Below are 15,968 nucleotides of genomic sequence, written 5' to 3' on the forward strand. Positions count from 1 at the left end.
ATAAGGAGAACAACTATGGGGTATATCGAAGACATGAGAAATTTAGTAGGAAATCATCCACTAATTTTAATAGGTTCACACGCTATTATAGTAAATGAGAAAAATGAAATATTATTGCAGCTCCGTACAGACTTCAACCGCTGGGGCATCATTGGCGGCGCCTTAGAATATAACGAAACGTTAGAAGACGCTTTAAAACGAGAAGTATATGAAGAAACTGGACTTATTATTAAAAATCCAGAACTATTCCGTACATATTCAGGACCAGATTTCTTTCAAATCTACCCAAACGGCGATCAAGTACACGGTGTACTCGTTGTTTATATTTGCCGAGAATTCCATGGTGAGCTTGTATGCGACCATACGGAATCGAAAGAACTACGCTTCTTTTCACTGAATGAGTTACCAAGTAATCTTCCTCCTGTTATTGAAAGAATTATTAAGGAGTTTCAGCACTCCAATTAAAGATAAAAATAAAACAACCTCATTTCCCGTCATGATAATGCGAAATGAGGTTGTTATTGTTCACCGTAAATTCCTATTTCCCCAAAATGATATTAACGTTCTCTTTCTACAACTTTATAAAGGATAGTGATATAAGAAACAATAAATGAAAGAATCGTATACATGCCAACCCAAAAGAAAAATGCTGGATCGTGCACTGTAACATTTAACATAAGAAAAATAAGAAATGTTACTATTGGCATCACGTAAAATATACCTATTTTATATGTCACAGCTATTGAAAAAATACAAATAAGCAATGGATATATACAGAAAATCAAAATTGACTCACTCAATGTTATGTCCCCCTTTCTGCAGAAATAATAGGTTTCTTGTAAACAATTTGGGGAACAACAAAGTTTTATATTTTTATTCGTTTTTAGTAAATAAAACGTTAGATCGTTATTTCAATCTGATTTCCTTCAGGATCACTTACTACACTTTCGTAGTAACCATCCCCTGTAGTACGCGGGCCATTTAACACAGCGTATCATGCTTCTCTTAATGTATTCGTTAATTCGTTCACCTTTTCTTTACTACCTACAGAAAAAGCAATATGCGCATATCCTATTGTTTCTGTTTGTAATGCATCCTCTATCCCTACCCGCTTCATAAGTTCTAGACGCGCACCACCTTCAAAAGTTATAAAATAAGATTTAAATTGCTTTTTTGGATTATGATATAAGCTATTTTCTTCACCATTAAAATATTGTTTATAAAAATCACGCATTCCTACTAAATCATTCACCCAAATTGCTACATGTTCAATTTTCATAATCGACACCTTTTCTTTTATGTTATTCAACTGACAATTGGATGCTTCATTGCCAGGACATTTAATTTTCTTTATTTGTTCTCGTAATCATAAGATCAAGTCCTAGACTTTTTAATCCATATAAATAATCTTCTTTCCAATTGCTCACTGTTATTTTCGGAATATGTTCCGCCGGAATGTACTGCGGACAAGTTTTTACAATTTGATCTATAACAAATTGATTCACTTCATCATCACAGAAGATAAAGGCATGAGGGTTAATAATAGCTATACATGTAGCTATTAGACGAGTAATAGCATCTATATTATATTCCTCTGGATTATTCGAATCTTCACTTCTCAAAGCTTGTAAGAAATTTTTATTATCATACTGCGGTACGAAAGATATCTCTCCTGAGAAAAACGTACTCCCTCGTACGACGTCTCCATTTACCATAATCCCCGCACCTGGTCCATTTTGACCTGAATATAAATATACAAGAGAGGAATTTTCATTATTTCCAGTATTTTTATGATAACCGAGTACTGCGGCATTCATATCGTTTTCTATTACTACTGGTATAGAAAACTGTTCCTCCAAATGACTTTTCAAATTAAAATTTTGGAACTTTTCATATCCAGGAATATAAAAAATACGACCATCATCAACCGAACCAGGCACACCAATTGATATAGAGCTTATTTTCGGGAATGTAGCGATAAGACCTTCAATATGTTTAGATAATACATTTACGCCCGTATCAATTAGCATACTTGAAGTACTTCCTTGTTCTTTTACTTCCCCTAAACAGTTAAAAATTGTATAGTTCGTCTCATTTTTTTCTAAAAATATCGCTAAACCTAACATATATTCTGGATTATATTCATATCGTTTCGCTCTTCTTCCACCACTTGAATCATCTAAACCGACTAAAGTGACTTCACCATCTTGTTTCATTTTTTCTATAAATTTACTTATCGTTGGAAAACTAATTTCTAATGTATTACTAAGCTCAACTTTCGTTGCACTACCTCGCTCTAGAAGAGCTGTACGAATGCCGCGAAGGATCGTTTCTTTAATCGATTTTTGAGTAACAAATTGTTCACTCAAATCGCTCACCACCTTAATCAACATACTTATTAAACACTTTTAATAAGTTGCGTTGACAATATATCATACATCATTTTCTAAAGCAATAGAGGTGATATATTTCTACTAGCCGTATTCCGAATGCTTCCCCTAGTATACTTAAAAGTTGTGTATAACCTATGATAGAAACTTACAGCAAACGAAAAAAACGGCAAAACAAATAAGAAAAAGAGCGTTTCAAGAAGCAAGCAATGTCTTTGTACAATTGTCCGCACTCTTTTTCTTCATATGAAACACCTTTCACATTGTCTATACGATACGACACCCGTTTATTCATATACCCATGAAAAACGATTTCTATAAGTCTATCGTTTTAATAACCTTGGCTGGGTTACCACCAACAACTACATTATTAGGTACATCTTTTGTCACAACTGCTCCTGAAGCAATTACAGCGTTGTCTCCAATTGAAACACCAGGGTTAATAATAGCGCCCCCGCCGACCCAAACATTGTTACCAATCTTTACAGGCTTCCCATATTCTTTGCCAGAATTCCGCTCTATCGGGTGTAAAGGATGCGTAGCAGTGTAAATGTGAACCCCAGGTGCAAACATACAATGATCACCGATTCGCACTTCACAAACATCCAAAATCACACAATTGAAATTTGCGAAAAAGCTCTTTCCAACATGAATATTGTAGCCGTAATCACAACGAAAATCAGGATTAATTTGAGCTTTCCCATCAGCTGAAGAACCTAAAAGCTGATTTAATAATGTAAAACGTTGTTCATCCCCTGTCTCCATCGCCTCGTTATAAAGACGTGTTAAACGTTTTGCCTCCACCCTATCAGCTACTAATTCTTCGTCATCTGCAATATACATTTCTCCCGCTAACATCTTTTCTTTTTCTGTTTTCATAGAATCATCTCCTTCGCAATCAAATGAACCCTACTTATTAAAGATGTTTAATAAGTAACCCTATAGTAGCATACTTTTTAACATATGCAACTAAGAAGTTTCAAAAGAATATGCGAACTCTTTGCTTTACTGATCGATATGACGAATAAGTTATAGAGAAAAAAGAGGGAACGCTCAGCGCTCCCTCTCAAATCCAATCCGTTTCTTAATTTCTGTTAAATTTACCTTCGCAATAGCCCGCGCCCGCTCAGCACCTTTTTCCAACGCTTCATATAATAAATTCGGTTCATTCATATACATAGCATATTTCTCACGTGGCCCAGCTAATTCACGGTCTACAACGCGGAATAACTCTTTTTTCACATCGCCCCATCCGATTCCAGTCTCATATTTTTCACGTAACGACTGCATTTCACCCTCTGTCGCAAATTCTTTATAAATTGTAAATAACGTTTCTAGTTCTTTCGGTTCATTTGGAAGTGAAGAATCTGTTTTGATTTTAAATATTAACTTTCGTAGTTTTTCTTGCTCCGCAAATAATGGGATTACATTCCCATAACTTTTACTCATCTTTCTTCCATCAAGACCAGGTAAGATTGCACCTTCTTCTTGTATAACATACTCTGGAAGTTTAAATGTCGTGCCGAATGTATGATTAAAATACGTCGCAATATCGCGCGCGATTTCAATATGCTGAATTTGATCTTTTCCGACAGGTACATGCGTAGCTTGAAATAGTAATATGTCAGCCGCCATTAATATTGGATACGTATATAACCCCATATTCACTCCGGCATCGACCTCTAAACCCGCTTCTTTATTTTGCTCTACCTTCGCTTTATACGCATGAGCACGGTTCATAAGCCCTTTCGGAGTTAGGCAAGCTAATATCCAAGCTAATTCTAGAATCTCTGGTACTTCTGTTTGCCGATAAAAAATAACATCTTCCCCAAGTCCAAGTGATAACCAAGTAGCTGCTACCTCTTTCGTGTAACTACTGAACTGACTCGGATTATGCACAGCATTTAACGCATGATAATCCGCTATAAAATACAATGCTTTTCCTTCATTCTTCTTTGACATTTGCAACGCAGGTTTAATTGCACCAATATAATTTCCTAAATGCGGATAACCCGTCGGCTTAATTCCTGTTAACATTATTTTGTCACTCACCCTAACTCCTCCTTTCTCAAAATAAAAAGAGTCCCTCATCCTTAAAAAAGGACGAGAGACTCCCGCGGTACCACCTTAATTAGCTATCTTTATAGCTCACTTCACACTTCAATAACGGGAAGTAACCGTCTTTACCTACTCATTTCAGTTAGAAGCTCCAGAGCCCATTCCATATTCATTCCTTGCTGATTCCCACCACACATCAGCTCTCTGAAAAGTTTCGAATATGTACTCTTCTCTTTCATTGCTTTTCGTTATTTTTTTACAGTCTATCACATTTTCCTTTCGCACAAAACTAAATATTCAAACTTTTTAACATTTTAATAATAAACATTACCAATTTATTCCGCACAATATATAATCGATATGTACAGAAGTAATTTGTAATACAAAAAAAGAGGTGATGTCATGAGTTGGTTTACTAAAAAGAACGATGAAAAGATTGATGAGTTTAAAAACGATGATACAACGCAAGGTGATACTTTAGGAGTAATTATACATTTTACACCTGTCGCTATATATTTATACACTTGCGATGAGTACATAGAAACGTTTGAAGGTGCGCTCACTTTTGAAAATGAGAACGGAAATCAAGTAGAAATCGGAGGTACTTTTATTTCTCTTGAAGTGGATGCTAATTTTCGCATGGACGATTTAATCTTTGATTATAAACTAAAGGAAAGCAATCTACCTATTGTTGAATTAAAAGCTTACGCATAAGATTAATTTGTCTACTATAGAAAGAGCAAAAAAGCTAGAACAGTAATATCTGTTCTAGCTTTTTTCACGTATTCAACTTAACAAATCGATAACCATGCGTTACTAACACCTTTAATATCGCATACCCTGGAATTGCTAAAATAATCCCCATAATTCCAAATAAATTTCCTGCAGTTAAAATAATAAAGATGATAGTAATCGGATGAATATCTAACTTTTTCCCCATGACTTGCGGAGAAATAAATTTGCCTTCTGCTAATTGTACGACCATCATTACGATAATTACCTTTAAAACCATTGCTGGCGAGTCAATAAATGCGATAATTAACGCTGGTGTAATTGCAATGATTGGTCCTACGTACGGGACGATATTTACAATCATCGCTAAAATAGCGAGTAGTACCGCATATTTAATACCGATAATAAGGTAACCAATTAATAGCATAATACCGATAAATAAGCTAACGATAATTTGCCCTCTAATATACGAGCTAATCGCATAATGCATATCATCTAGTATTCTCATTGCTGCTGGTCGTCTTTGTTCTGAAATAAACTTTAAAAAATGATTCGGTAATTGCTCACCATCTTTTAAAAGATAGAACAATATAAATGGAACCATTACAAACGTTAAAACGACCTCTGTAACAGTACTTAAAAATCCAGTTACATTTCCTGTTACTGATGATAAAGATTTCGTAAAATCAACTGTATAGTCTTTTACCATATTCGCAACATTAATATTTAAATTCTCCTGAATTTTACCGAGTAAATTACTTTCCCCAAATCTACGTGCTGCTCGTTCAATTTCATGACCGAAATACGGTAAATTATCTATTAATGCGTCAATTTGATCTTTAATAATAGGAATAACGGTTAAAACTAAAAACACAAATAATCCAATTACTATTAAGTATATCGAGGCTATCGATACAATTCTTGAAACACCTTTCTTTTCTAAAAGCGAAACGAATGGATGCAAAATGTAAAATAGTACGCCCGCTAATAATACTGGGAAGAAAATTGTTTTTAAAAAGACGATAAACGGTGTAAAAACAAATGATATCTTTGTTAGTAATAATATGTTAATGAACAATAATGCAAACCCAAGTAATACTGCTAAATAATTGTGTTCTCTAAAAAACTTTTTCAACTTATCTCGTTTTCTTAAACTTACTTTCTCCAATAAAACCACCTCTTCGAATGATGAAAAGCCCTTATATAGGGCTTTTCATCATAATATAACTCTTTATTTCCTTGCAGCTTTCACTACAAATGATACAATAAGAACGAGCACAATTGATCCTAATAAAGCTGGTATAATATGAATACCACCTAGTGATGGACCCCAATCTCCAAATAATTTACCGCCTAACCAGGCTCCTAATAAACCAGCAATTATATTTCCAAACATGCCAGCAGGAAAGTCTTTACCTGTAATAGAACCTGCAATTGCACCTATAATAGCACCAACTATTAATGTGATAATCCACCCCATCTTTAGTCCTCCATTTCTATTATAGTGTAATTCAATTTAGCTACTAACTTATTGTGTAACTATGTAATTATTATATCCAAAAAAGAAAAATCTTGTCAAATCTATGAAAATAAAGTATATAAGGAGGTTTTACCATATGATTCAAAAATTAATCACAACTTCTCACAAAACTGCAACTTCTATTTTAAGCATTCAAATACCCGCTTATGAAATTGAGGCAAAATATATAAATAGTACAGCTATCCCTCGCCTTTATGATACTGTACCCGATATTCAATCATGTGATGAAATTTTCTATGGCTATTTTTATGAAGATACACTTGCCGGGTTCATCTCTTTTAAAATTGAAAAAGACGAAGTTGATATTCATCGTTTAGTAGTATCCCCTGATTATTTTCATAAAGGGATTGCAACAAAACTACTACTTTATGTATTTGACATGTTCTCCCCCTCCAAAACATATATTGTACAAACAGGGAAAGAAAATACACCTGCTCTTTCTTTATATAAAAAACATGGCTTTATTGAAGTAAAGGAGATCATATTACCCGATGGAGTGGTGTTAACCTCACTTAAAAAACCAGAAAACAACAAATAGTTTGACTCATCATTTTATTTATGTTATCTTTTACTTTATAAAACCTTTTGCTGAGTCCAAAATTTGGAGCGGGGGAACCATTTTTGTAGCTTTGCTACTTGGGGCGAATCTTATTTAAGTAGGGAAACTCTCACTTCCCGAGTCCGACAGCTAACCTCGTAAGCGTAATGGGAGAGGAAGGTGCTTTTTGCCTATGTTACACATTTTGCCTCCTTAATAATAAATATGGGATCGATACCAAATAGTCACCTATATTTATAGAAAAGGAGAAATGTATAATGTTACGTTTATCTGATCACGCAATAAAAATGATGGAGCAAAGACTTCGAATAGAAAAACAACGCACATATCAAGCAAATAAAGTTGTCGATAATTTACATCACAAATACTTCTTTCAACATATTTTTCAGCCGAAAAGATAAAGAAACCATACGTATAGTATAATGTAATACAAAAAGCTTTGCGATTCTAAATCGCGAAGCTTTTTGTATTACTATTAAAAATAATTTTCCATTAACTTATTCATCCAATCTGGCACACGAGCATTTTCTCTTGTATCAAAAGCAGCAATATATGGTTTTATATCTAAAATTGCCGTTCGATCATTAGCGTCTAATCCTTGCACAGTCATAACGTTATTATCAATTGATAATATTTCAACAGTAGTAATTCCAATAGGGTTTGGGCGATGCTTTGTCCGCTGAGCAAAACATCCCTTTTCATCAAAATCACTTAATCCCCTTGGCTTTCTAGCCCACAAATGTTTGTTTTCTTCTTGAAAATCATTCATATAAAAAATAACAATTGCATGAGAATAATCCTCAAGACCTGCTAAGCCTCCAATATACTCTGGATATATTTTGATGTTTGAAATAATACTTCCCCAATTACAATACACTTTCTCATCTATAGAAGATTGTACTTCACCAATCTTCACCATACTCACATGAACCATTTTCCTCCCCCTTCATATAACACTACCTACTTTCTCGCCTTCACAATAAAAGTAGTTGGCACCATCCTAGCTTTATATAAAGAATAATACTTCGGAGAAGGTTCAGCTATTTCTTCAGCAAATGTGCTAGCTGGTTCAGGCTCTTCAATCCTCTCAATTGTAAATCCCGCTCTATTTAACTCATTTATGTATGTACTTATTTTTCTCTTATATAATGTCGCTTGTACATCCTCTCCTTTAAATGTTTCAAACGTAATAGGAGTTTCCTCATGGTAAGAAGACTTGAAAACAATTTCTTCTGTACCATACTGTAAATTTGAATATACGGGATGCTCCCAGCTAAAAACAAAGCTTCCTCCTGGCTTTACATATGAATATATCAGTTCCAACGTTTTTCTTAAATCCGAAGTCCATCCTAATGCATAAATGGAGTATACAATATCAAAATAATCTTTCGGTATATCCCCTTCTTCTTCCATTGCTCCACATATTAACTTTGAATCCCAACTCTTTAACGTTTCATTCGCTGTTTTAATTTGCTCACTTGAAAGATCAAGCCCCCATACTTCCTCAGCGCCATGTTCAGCCATATATCGCAACGAATGCCCACTCCCACATCCAATATCAAGTACCTTTTTACCTTTAATTGAATCGAACAAATGAATTTCATCTTCAGACGCCGTATAAGGACCATATTTCGGTAAACAATCCACTTGAAAGAAATATGGTGCAACTGTATCCCAACACTTTTTATTTAAAGCTAACATTTGTGTACCCTTCATATGCTACATTCCCCCATCCAATTTTCTTCTCCATAATATAAATTAGACATTATAACCCGATCTCCCTTTTCTCTTCGCCCTGTAATTTTTTACTTTCGCGATTGTTCCACATGCTCTTCCTCCTTCTTCTCCAGCATACATACCGCACCATCTTTTACTTCCATTTCGTGAATTGTCATAAAATACCCAGCGGCAATCTGGACATGCTTTTAACCTCCCCCATAAATTTTCTTGAACTGCTATTAAAACAATGCTTAATACTTTTGTATATACAGTTTCTTCATGTATTGGTTCATATGTAATACCTTTCATATCTTCCTTTATATATACATGAAATGGATATTTCTCTAACCACTTTTCCAACGATCCTTCTCCTTCAATTGTCATCCGAATATCTTCTCGAAAACTTTTTAATTCCTCTATCGTATGAAATGGAAACTCTTCATGAAAATATTCTTTCATAAAGAGCTTTATATCCTCTTCTGTTTGCAGCAAATCAATTGCTTCTCTCGTATCGTTTGGTATTCTCCATGTATTTAAAAATTCTCGAATATACTCTAATTCGTTTGGTGCGTTTTGGCTCAATTCCATTCACCTTCTTCTTAAAATTTACTTTTTTCTGACTTTGTGTATAATTATAATATAAAATAGTTAACCATCAAATGATTTTACTGGTTACATAATTAGGAGGGGTTTTATGAAAAGTTTCTCAATACCGATACGTTTCATGCTTATTTCTTCATTTTTTATGTCTTTTGGGTATTTTGCAGTATACGCATTTTTAGCTATTTATCTATTAAGCTTTCTTCATTTTTCAACTTTTCAAGTCGGAACAGTGTTGACAGTTATAATAATTACATCACGGGTTATCCCTTTATTCTCAGGTTTAATTGCTGACAAAATAGGCTATATCATTATGATGATAGCCGGATTATTTTTAAGAGGAATCGGATTTATCGCTTTAGGAATATGCTCTGATTTCTATACAGTTTCTATTTCTTCTGCACTTATTGGCTTCGGAACTGCATTTTACGAACCTGCTGCGCGCGCTATATTTGGCTCACAGCCAGCTCATTTGCGAAAAAATTTATTTACATATTTAAACCTTAGCTTTAATTGCGGTGCAATAATCGGACCAATTGCAGGAGGGTTCTTACTCTTACTCGATCCAATCTATGCTTTCTCTCTAACAGGATCTCTTATGCTGTTATTTGCTTTAATCTTTTACTTACTTAAAAACCACTTCCAAGTCACTACTGAAAGTACGTCTATTGCATTAGGAATACAGACTATCTTACAAAACAAGTCTTTCCTTCTGTTTTCATTTATCATGATCTTCTTCTATATTATGTTTACTCAGCTTACTGTCGCGCTTCCACTTCATATGAAAAACATTAGTAATAGCAATCAGCTTGCTACATTAGTCATTACGATAAATGCAATAACAGGCGTCATATTTATGGTGTTATTTCGAAAACTCTTTCACAAATACAACACGCTTTCATTTATTAAATACGGTATTTTATTAATGAGTATTTCCTTTTTACTCATCCCTTTATTTCAACACCCATATTGGCTATTTATTTGTGTAATTTTCTTTACAATTGGTGAAACACTCGTATTACCTAACGCTGATATCGCTATTGCAAATTACAGTAATGAATCATATACAGCTACTTTCTTCGGATTTTATCAATTATCACTCGCATTTGGTTTTATCATCGGTAATTATACCGGTACATGGTTTAAATCCAAATTAAACGGAATGTATACACCATGGCTTATTTTCGGGGGAATAGGACTTATTGGTTTTATTTCACTTCATATTTTAAATATAAAAAAAGAGCGCTCTAAAGAAGATATATACCTACTAGAAAAATATTGATACTCAACAATAAGTAAACTTTTCAATCTCCCTTAAATTTGATTTACACCCTGCCCTGATTTACATATTATGGTACAATCAAAAGAGTACTAGCTAAACATTTACGCTCCACACTAGCAGTCTAACAATGCCAAAATCAAAAATTACATAGAATCGGGGGGATGTTATGAAAAAGAAATTAATTGTTCTTCTATTCACCGGAATCATATTATCCGGATGTTCAGCTATTGCAGAAAATTCTTTAGAAACCGGAAACGGCAGTATGGCATTATTAACACCAACGATTACAACAAAAGATAATGAATTAGAAATTAAGACTGAAGGTATTGATGAAAATAAAGTAACTTTTATTTATGTCGCTAATAAAAAAGTGTTAGAGCAAAAGCTAAAAAATGGCGAATCCTACAAGCTTAACATTAAAGATATCGAACACGCTCATAGGACAGACTACAAACCTAAAGTTCAACTTTTGCAAACGAAAGATGATCATAATGATGGAGAAATAGTTACCTTTAAACAAGTTAGATATACGGTTAAAAACTAATTTTAAAGTTGTTTCATTATAAATAACAGTGGATAAATGTAAGGGGTGCTAACATGAAAAAACGATGGATTTCTTGGTGGATCGGTAACATATTTTGGATTATCGTTTTTGGAATATGGGCCGCTATTATTTGGCTACGAGATGTTGATGGTGCTGGTGTTATTCAAACACCCGAAATTAAATCCATATCACTTATCGTTTTATTAATCGCGTTTATCATACCGGTATTTTTTCAAGTTATATGGCTAATTATTAATTTGAGGATGAGCAGAAAAAATAATTATACGATTTAGTTTTTCAATTAACAATAGAAAAGAGAGGAATCTACATCAAAATAGATTCCTCCCTTTTACATTTGGACTTATACTGCGCTTTTCATGCAGCACTACTCCTCTTTTTTTAAGATGCATGTTCATCTTTCTTCTTCATTAACGCTCTTTTCTTCATCGCCTTCGTTAAATATCCGCCTTTAAATGAACGAATTTCATAAGAAGACATAAACGCTTTCGGTGCAATTTCATTAATAATTTCTAACAGTTCTTTTTCTCTAGAACGCTTTGCAACGATATCTAAGCGATAACGGATAGAATTAATACCTTCGCCTTCAAATACTGTAACGCCAAATCCAGAGTGACGTAATTCATCTACTAATTCATTACAACGGTCTAGTAAACTAACTTGATACGTAATATAACCAATTGCTAATTTATTCTCTATATAACCGCCTAATAACAGTCCCGCACTAAAGCCAATGACATAGGCAACGATGTTCATCCAATTTGATAAATCTTGAAACACAATACCTAAACTGACAATGTAAATAGCTCCTTCTAACAATCCTACGCCAGCAGCGGATCTTGTTTGATTCTTTACAAGCAAAATCGTACGGATTGTTAAAATGGGAACGTAAATAATTTGAAGCACAAAAATAAGTAGCGCTTGTAACATTGGTATCCACCTCTTTCAAAAAGTCTTTTGTCATGATAACATACATAACCTTTAGAAATCGATGGGTTTTTAAATTTTTTTTTATTATTTTTCATACTATTGAAAAACGTAAAAAAGAAGCGTATTATATTTGTCGTTAATTTGGTTATTTGTATCATATCAATAAAATAAAAAGGAACCCATTAGGTCCCTCTCATCATAGCTCTATGTTTTTCGAAGCATGTTCCCTTTTCTTCTCTTCTTCTTTCACTACCTGCATATTTGCATAAGCTAAATTCGCAATCATTAAAAAGTGACCACCTAAAATACCTGTACCGAATGCCCACATTTCCATTTCATGTTCAATTTCGTACATGATGATAGCTCCTAAAATGGCAGCTGCAAATCGGTTTAAAACTCCTAATCCAGGAGCCTTTTCCTTCATTACGATACTTTTCCCGAGTTTCTCTACTCTGCGAGCTAATAACCAAAGGCAATATGCACTTACAGCTAATCCGATACCAAACCCTGTTACTTGTTTTCCAAACGGAGTAATCGTCCACATAAGTAGTAAACCACTAAAGATCACATACAATTGTAATCGATATACGCGTAAGGCTTCTTGAATCAAAATATCCGCTCCTAAGTTCTCATTTTTTTGTACTTTAGAAGAAAAGCAGCAACCTACACAGTTGCTGCTTTCTCTTCTTCTTGTTCCTCTTCCATCTTACGAATTTCAACACGTTTAATTTGGTAAGCGTCTTTTTCTAACACTTTAAACTCATAACCTTCCGCCTCAACGTGTTGTCCTTCTTCGATTTCATGATTTTGCATCATAATCCATCCACCGATTGTATCCACATCATCTTCTTCAATGTGTAATCCAAATAAATCTTTCACTTCTGAGATAAGCACTTTTCCATCAACAATGATATGTTGCTCGTTCACATGTTGAATTGGTGGTGCTTCATCCTCATCATATTCATCACGAATTTCGCCGACGATTTCCTCCAAGATATCTTCAAGCGTTACAATTCCAGCTGTCCCTCCGTACTCATCATATAAAACAGCCATCGGAATTCGCTTCTTCTGCATTTGAAGTAATAAATCGTGAATTGGAGTCGTTTCCATCACTTCAATAATCGGACGCATATACGAGCGAATTGATGATAAATCTTTTTGATCCTCGGTCATATATCGAATAAAGAAATCTTTTACGTTGACCATACCGATAATATCATCTTTATCTTCTCCAAAAATCGGATAACGTGTGTATCGCTCATTTTGGATTACTTTCATGTGTTCTTCTACTGAATCTTCCAGATAGAAACCAATGATTTCTGTTCGCGGTACCATAATCTCTTTTGCAATACGATTATCAAATTCAAAAATGTTATTTACATACTTGTATTCAGCCTGATTAATTTCGCCACTTTCATAGCTATCTGAAAGGATAAGGCGTAATTCTTCCTCTGTATGAGCTACTTCGTGTTCTGAAGCTGGTTTTAAACCGAATAAGCCAGTTACAACACGCGCTGAACCGTTCAATACCCAAATAAATGGATACATCACTTTATAGAACATCATTAATGGACCCGCCAATAATAACGTTACCCTTTCAGCCTTTTGAATTGCCATCGTTTTTGGAGCTAATTCTCCTACTACAACGTGTAAATACGTCATAATCATAAAAGCAAGACCAAATGTTAATACTGATGAAATAGAAGGATTTAAGTTCCATTTCTCAAATAACGGGTGTAATAACTTTTCAATTGTCGGTTCACCTAACCAACCTAATCCCATAGCTGTAACTGTAATACCTAATTGACAAGCAGATAAATATTCATCTAAATTTGTTGTTACTTTTTTCGCTGCTAAAGCACCGCGTTTTCCTTCTGCAACAAGCTGATCAATACGACTTGAACGTACTTTTACAATCGCAAACTCAGCTGCTACGAAAAATCCAGTAAATGCGATTAAAATCGCAACCATGACTAAATTAAATATTTCCAATGAATCCCCTTAGTAAAAAAACTAAGGTGTCCACCTCCTGTATACTATAATGTTTTCTTATTTCTTTCTTAGAAAACATAGCCCGATACAAAAATTAAAGAGGTCGGATTTCACTTTTTCTATAATAATAGAGCAAGTGTCTGTATTAAAGCTGTCGTTTGACCAGATAAAGATTTCGATATTTTTTCACGTTGTGAATCAGTCAATCCATCTAAAAGCGGCTTTAACTCTGTTAACTCTGCTTCTAATCGATGAATATGGTCTGTCACTTCATTCACTTGTTTCGAAACGTGTTCATTGATACCGAGCAGCTTCTTCTTCTCCTCGATTTTCTCTTTAATCTCACAAAGCGGCATATGCATTTCTTTGCACTTCTCAATAAATTGTAATGTCTCAACTGCTGTTTCGTCGTAATAGCGATAATTAGATTGAGATCGCTCCGCTTTTAAGATACCTAGATTCGTATAATAATCAATCGTTCGTTTCGACACGTGAGCCATGAGAGCCAACTGTCCGATTCGATACACCTTCCCAACGATCTTCCCCCCTTGTTTATATTACTAACATCATACAATACATAAACTGTACAGTCAAACGTGACGGTTTACTATTCATAATTTATACACAATTTCACACACATCTAAGTATGTAGTATATTCACAATCTATAACTCTATCTATATAGTTAGATTGCTGTTTTTTCGATATACTGATACTAAAATAGGAAAATGGAATTCCCCGTTCCTTTCAACCTTTCTTACTGTAAAACATATGATAATAATAGTGAAATACAATCATTATTTATGCAATTGGAGGAGATTAAAATCACTAGGACAGTTATCTCTCACTTTTATAACGAGGAGTATTTATTACCATGGTGGCTTATGCATCACACAAAAATATTCGATCACGGTATTTTAATTAATAGAGGTTCTACAGATCGTTCCGTAGAGATTTGCAAATTATTTGCTCCCCACTGGGAAGTACGAGATTCAAGATTTCTTGAATTCGATCCCACTAATACTGACATTGAAGTAATGGAAATTGAAAGAGAAGTTTCAGGTTGGAAGATGGTATTAAATACTACAGAATTTCTTTGTTGTAATAATGTAGAAGAATTTTTCTCATCACTTCATACGTTAGGCCAAAATATGTATGCGATTAGAATGATTGTCATGATTGACAAGCATGATTACAATTATTCAAAACTAAGATACTCCATTCCTTTAGTAGAACAACGATATCACGGGCTCTTTCCTTATAAACCAGAAATCGGCTGTGCCTGGAGATTTATACACAACCATCTTGATGGTGCATATTTACCAGGCAGACATTTTTCTCGGCACCAACCTATCGTTTATAACTCTCCTTCATTCATTTTCAAATTTTATTTTAGCCCTTGGAACGAACATACAAAGGCAAGAAAACTACAAATTACACCTACCCTTTCAAAAAAAGGTATTCGAATGGGACTCCAAAAACATTATGGTCAGTCCTCTGAGGAACTTGAAACCCTATTTTTATACCTTAGCAACTCAACACAAGACCTACGTAACCACCCTGAATACCAACAATTATTCCCTAAATTCAAACCTTAATATTTCT

21 protein-coding genes, 1 pseudogene, 1 riboswitch and 1 other annotated feature are annotated in these 15,968 nt (G+C 34.2%); of the genes and pseudogenes, 8 read left to right on the top strand and 14 right to left on the bottom strand.

From position 1 onward, the window contains the following. Positions 1–15: 15 nt before the first annotated feature. Positions 16–465 (top strand): NUDIX hydrolase, encoded by a 450-nt coding sequence (locus tag RTP99_RS25285; RefSeq protein ID WP_000540478.1) that lies wholly within the window; start codon positions 16–18, stop codon positions 463–465. A gap of 92 nt (positions 466–557) precedes the next feature. On the opposite strand, the gene RTP99_RS25290 is transcribed toward RTP99_RS25285, so the two are convergent. The 5 genes and pseudogenes from RTP99_RS25290 to RTP99_RS25310 form a co-directional block, all read right to left on the bottom strand. Beyond that, positions 558–800, bottom strand: coding sequence for a YbeF family protein (locus tag RTP99_RS25290; protein WP_000004306.1), 243 nt, complete (start codon positions 798–800; stop codon positions 558–560). Positions 801–898: 98 nt separating this feature from the next. Then, positions 899–1,279, bottom strand: a pseudogene (locus tag RTP99_RS25295) (VOC family protein). A 61-nt stretch (positions 1,280–1,340) separates the two neighbouring features. Beyond that, entirely contained in the window at positions 1,341–2,369 is a 1,029-nt protein-coding gene (locus tag RTP99_RS25300; RefSeq protein WP_000003040.1) for an ROK family transcriptional regulator, read from the bottom strand. 336 nt (positions 2,370–2,705) lie between these two features. Then, positions 2,706–3,269, bottom strand: coding sequence for a maltose O-acetyltransferase (locus tag RTP99_RS25305; RefSeq protein ID WP_000845605.1), 564 nt, complete (start codon positions 3,267–3,269; stop codon positions 2,706–2,708). 174 nt (positions 3,270–3,443) lie between these two features. Next, on the bottom strand, positions 3,444–4,481 hold the full coding sequence (locus RTP99_RS25310; RefSeq protein WP_116733384.1) for a tryptophan--tRNA ligase: 1,038 nt from the start codon (positions 4,479–4,481) through the stop codon (positions 3,444–3,446). Positions 4,482–4,486: 5 nt separating this feature from the next. Further along, positions 4,487–4,696: a binding site (T-box leader), on the bottom strand. Between the two features lie 154 nt (positions 4,697–4,850). Between RTP99_RS25310 and RTP99_RS25315 the strand changes: the two genes are divergently transcribed. Next, positions 4,851–5,162: a hypothetical protein gene (locus RTP99_RS25315; RefSeq protein WP_000118346.1), complete on the top strand. Its 312-nt coding sequence runs from the start codon at positions 4,851–4,853 to the stop codon at positions 5,160–5,162. A 64-nt stretch (positions 5,163–5,226) separates the two neighbouring features. Here RTP99_RS25315 and RTP99_RS25320 read toward each other — a convergent pair whose 3' ends face one another. Together RTP99_RS25320 and RTP99_RS25325 are read right to left on the bottom strand one after the other, a co-directional pair. Continuing rightward, on the bottom strand, positions 5,227–6,348 hold the full coding sequence (locus RTP99_RS25320) for an AI-2E family transporter (protein WP_000416971.1): 1,122 nt from the start codon (positions 6,346–6,348) through the stop codon (positions 5,227–5,229). 63 nt (positions 6,349–6,411) lie between these two features. After that, positions 6,412–6,660: a GlsB/YeaQ/YmgE family stress response membrane protein gene (locus RTP99_RS25325; protein WP_000539716.1), complete on the bottom strand. Its 249-nt coding sequence runs from the start codon at positions 6,658–6,660 to the stop codon at positions 6,412–6,414. A gap of 136 nt (positions 6,661–6,796) precedes the next feature. Between RTP99_RS25325 and RTP99_RS25330 the strand changes: the two genes are divergently transcribed. Then, positions 6,797–7,258, top strand: coding sequence for a GNAT family N-acetyltransferase (locus RTP99_RS25330; RefSeq protein WP_000615113.1), 462 nt, complete (start codon positions 6,797–6,799; stop codon positions 7,256–7,258). A 38-nt stretch (positions 7,259–7,296) separates the two neighbouring features. Next, positions 7,297–7,439: riboswitch (cyclic di-AMP (ydaO/yuaA leader) on the top strand. Between the two features lie 97 nt (positions 7,440–7,536). Next, positions 7,537–7,680, top strand: coding sequence for a hypothetical protein (locus tag RTP99_RS25335; protein WP_000945243.1), 144 nt, complete (start codon positions 7,537–7,539; stop codon positions 7,678–7,680). A 74-nt stretch (positions 7,681–7,754) separates the two neighbouring features. On the opposite strand, the gene tsaA is transcribed toward RTP99_RS25335, so the two are convergent. Genes tsaA through RTP99_RS25350 form a run of 3 tightly spaced genes read right to left on the bottom strand, consistent with a single transcriptional unit; the run spans position 7,755 to position 9,580 of the window. Continuing rightward, positions 7,755–8,213, bottom strand: coding sequence for a tRNA (N6-threonylcarbamoyladenosine(37)-N6)-methyltransferase TrmO (gene tsaA / locus RTP99_RS25340; RefSeq protein ID WP_000233801.1), 459 nt, complete (start codon positions 8,211–8,213; stop codon positions 7,755–7,757). A 26-nt stretch (positions 8,214–8,239) separates the two neighbouring features. Then, entirely contained in the window at positions 8,240–8,995 is a 756-nt protein-coding gene (locus RTP99_RS25345; protein WP_000679191.1) for a class I SAM-dependent methyltransferase, read from the bottom strand. A 42-nt stretch (positions 8,996–9,037) separates the two neighbouring features. Then, the gene (locus RTP99_RS25350; protein ID WP_041184774.1) at positions 9,038–9,580 is read right to left on the bottom strand and encodes a CGNR zinc finger domain-containing protein; all 543 of its coding nucleotides are present in this window, start codon (positions 9,578–9,580) and stop codon (positions 9,038–9,040) included. Between the two features lie 112 nt (positions 9,581–9,692). Here RTP99_RS25350 and RTP99_RS25355 point away from each other — a divergent pair, with 112 nt between their 5' ends. From RTP99_RS25355 to RTP99_RS25365, 3 genes are all read left to right on the top strand, one after another. Further along, positions 9,693–10,880, top strand: coding sequence for an MDR family MFS transporter (locus RTP99_RS25355; RefSeq protein WP_000834832.1), 1,188 nt, complete (start codon positions 9,693–9,695; stop codon positions 10,878–10,880). Between the two features lie 166 nt (positions 10,881–11,046). Continuing rightward, on the top strand, positions 11,047–11,424 hold the full coding sequence (locus RTP99_RS25360) for a hypothetical protein (RefSeq protein WP_016718092.1): 378 nt from the start codon (positions 11,047–11,049) through the stop codon (positions 11,422–11,424). A gap of 53 nt (positions 11,425–11,477) precedes the next feature. Then, a complete protein-coding gene (locus RTP99_RS25365; RefSeq protein WP_000747680.1) occupies positions 11,478–11,717 on the top strand; it encodes a DUF3923 family protein in 240 nt (79 codons plus the stop codon). Between the two features lie 106 nt (positions 11,718–11,823). Here the strand turns inward: RTP99_RS25365 and RTP99_RS25370 are convergent, their stop codons facing one another. From RTP99_RS25370 to RTP99_RS25385, 4 genes are all read right to left on the bottom strand, one after another. After that, positions 11,824–12,372 (bottom strand): DUF2179 domain-containing protein, encoded by a 549-nt coding sequence (locus RTP99_RS25370; RefSeq protein ID WP_000938438.1) that lies wholly within the window; start codon positions 12,370–12,372, stop codon positions 11,824–11,826. A gap of 196 nt (positions 12,373–12,568) precedes the next feature. After that, positions 12,569–12,982, bottom strand: coding sequence for an ATP synthase subunit I (locus RTP99_RS25375; RefSeq protein ID WP_000613878.1), 414 nt, complete (start codon positions 12,980–12,982; stop codon positions 12,569–12,571). Positions 12,983–13,035: 53 nt separating this feature from the next. Then, positions 13,036–14,364, bottom strand: coding sequence for a hemolysin family protein (locus RTP99_RS25380; protein ID WP_000402269.1), 1,329 nt, complete (start codon positions 14,362–14,364; stop codon positions 13,036–13,038). A gap of 119 nt (positions 14,365–14,483) precedes the next feature. Further along, entirely contained in the window at positions 14,484–14,891 is a 408-nt protein-coding gene (locus tag RTP99_RS25385) for a MerR family transcriptional regulator (RefSeq protein ID WP_000285644.1), read from the bottom strand. Positions 14,892–15,166: 275 nt separating this feature from the next. Between RTP99_RS25385 and RTP99_RS25390 the strand changes: the two genes are divergently transcribed. Beyond that, positions 15,167–15,961 (top strand): glycosyltransferase family 2 protein, encoded by a 795-nt coding sequence (locus RTP99_RS25390; RefSeq protein WP_041184775.1) that lies wholly within the window; start codon positions 15,167–15,169, stop codon positions 15,959–15,961. Positions 15,962–15,968 lie beyond the last annotated feature (7 nt).

It is taken from the genome of Bacillus sp. (in: firmicutes) (assembly GCF_031983925.1).
Taxonomy (GTDB): Bacteria; Bacillota; Bacilli; order Bacillales; family Bacillaceae_G; genus Bacillus_A; species Bacillus_A pacificus.

Bases quoted from the DNA above. Each gene is read 5' to 3' on its own strand.
- RTP99_RS25330 (WP_000615113.1), top strand. From the start codon at position 6,797: ATGATTCAAAAATTAATCACAACTTCTCACAAAACTGCAACTTCTATT.
- RTP99_RS25365 (WP_000747680.1), top strand. From the start codon at position 11,478: ATGAAAAAACGATGGATTTCTTGGTGGATCGGTAACATATTTTGGATT.
- RTP99_RS25285 (WP_000540478.1), top strand. From the start codon at position 16: ATGGGGTATATCGAAGACATGAGAAATTTAGTAGGAAATCATCCACTA.
- RTP99_RS25335 (WP_000945243.1), top strand. From the start codon at position 7,537: ATGTTACGTTTATCTGATCACGCAATAAAAATGATGGAGCAAAGACTT.
- RTP99_RS25315 (WP_000118346.1), top strand. From the start codon at position 4,851: ATGAGTTGGTTTACTAAAAAGAACGATGAAAAGATTGATGAGTTTAAA.
- RTP99_RS25310 (WP_116733384.1), bottom strand. From the start codon at position 4,481: ATGAGGGACTCTTTTTATTTTGAGAAAGGAGGAGTTAGGGTGAGTGAC.
- RTP99_RS25345 (WP_000679191.1), bottom strand. From the start codon at position 8,995: ATGAAGGGTACACAAATGTTAGCTTTAAATAAAAAGTGTTGGGATACA.
- RTP99_RS25370 (WP_000938438.1), bottom strand. From the start codon at position 12,372: ATGTTACAAGCGCTACTTATTTTTGTGCTTCAAATTATTTACGTTCCC.
- RTP99_RS25390 (WP_041184775.1), top strand. From the start codon at position 15,167: ATGCAATTGGAGGAGATTAAAATCACTAGGACAGTTATCTCTCACTTT.
- RTP99_RS25355 (WP_000834832.1), top strand. From the start codon at position 9,693: ATGAAAAGTTTCTCAATACCGATACGTTTCATGCTTATTTCTTCATTT.
- RTP99_RS25305 (WP_000845605.1), bottom strand. From the start codon at position 3,269: ATGAAAACAGAAAAAGAAAAGATGTTAGCGGGAGAAATGTATATTGCA.
- RTP99_RS25325 (WP_000539716.1), bottom strand. From the start codon at position 6,660: ATGGGGTGGATTATCACATTAATAGTTGGTGCTATTATAGGTGCAATT.
- RTP99_RS25360 (WP_016718092.1), top strand. From the start codon at position 11,047: ATGAAAAAGAAATTAATTGTTCTTCTATTCACCGGAATCATATTATCC.
- tsaA (WP_000233801.1), bottom strand. From the start codon at position 8,213: ATGGTTCATGTGAGTATGGTGAAGATTGGTGAAGTACAATCTTCTATA.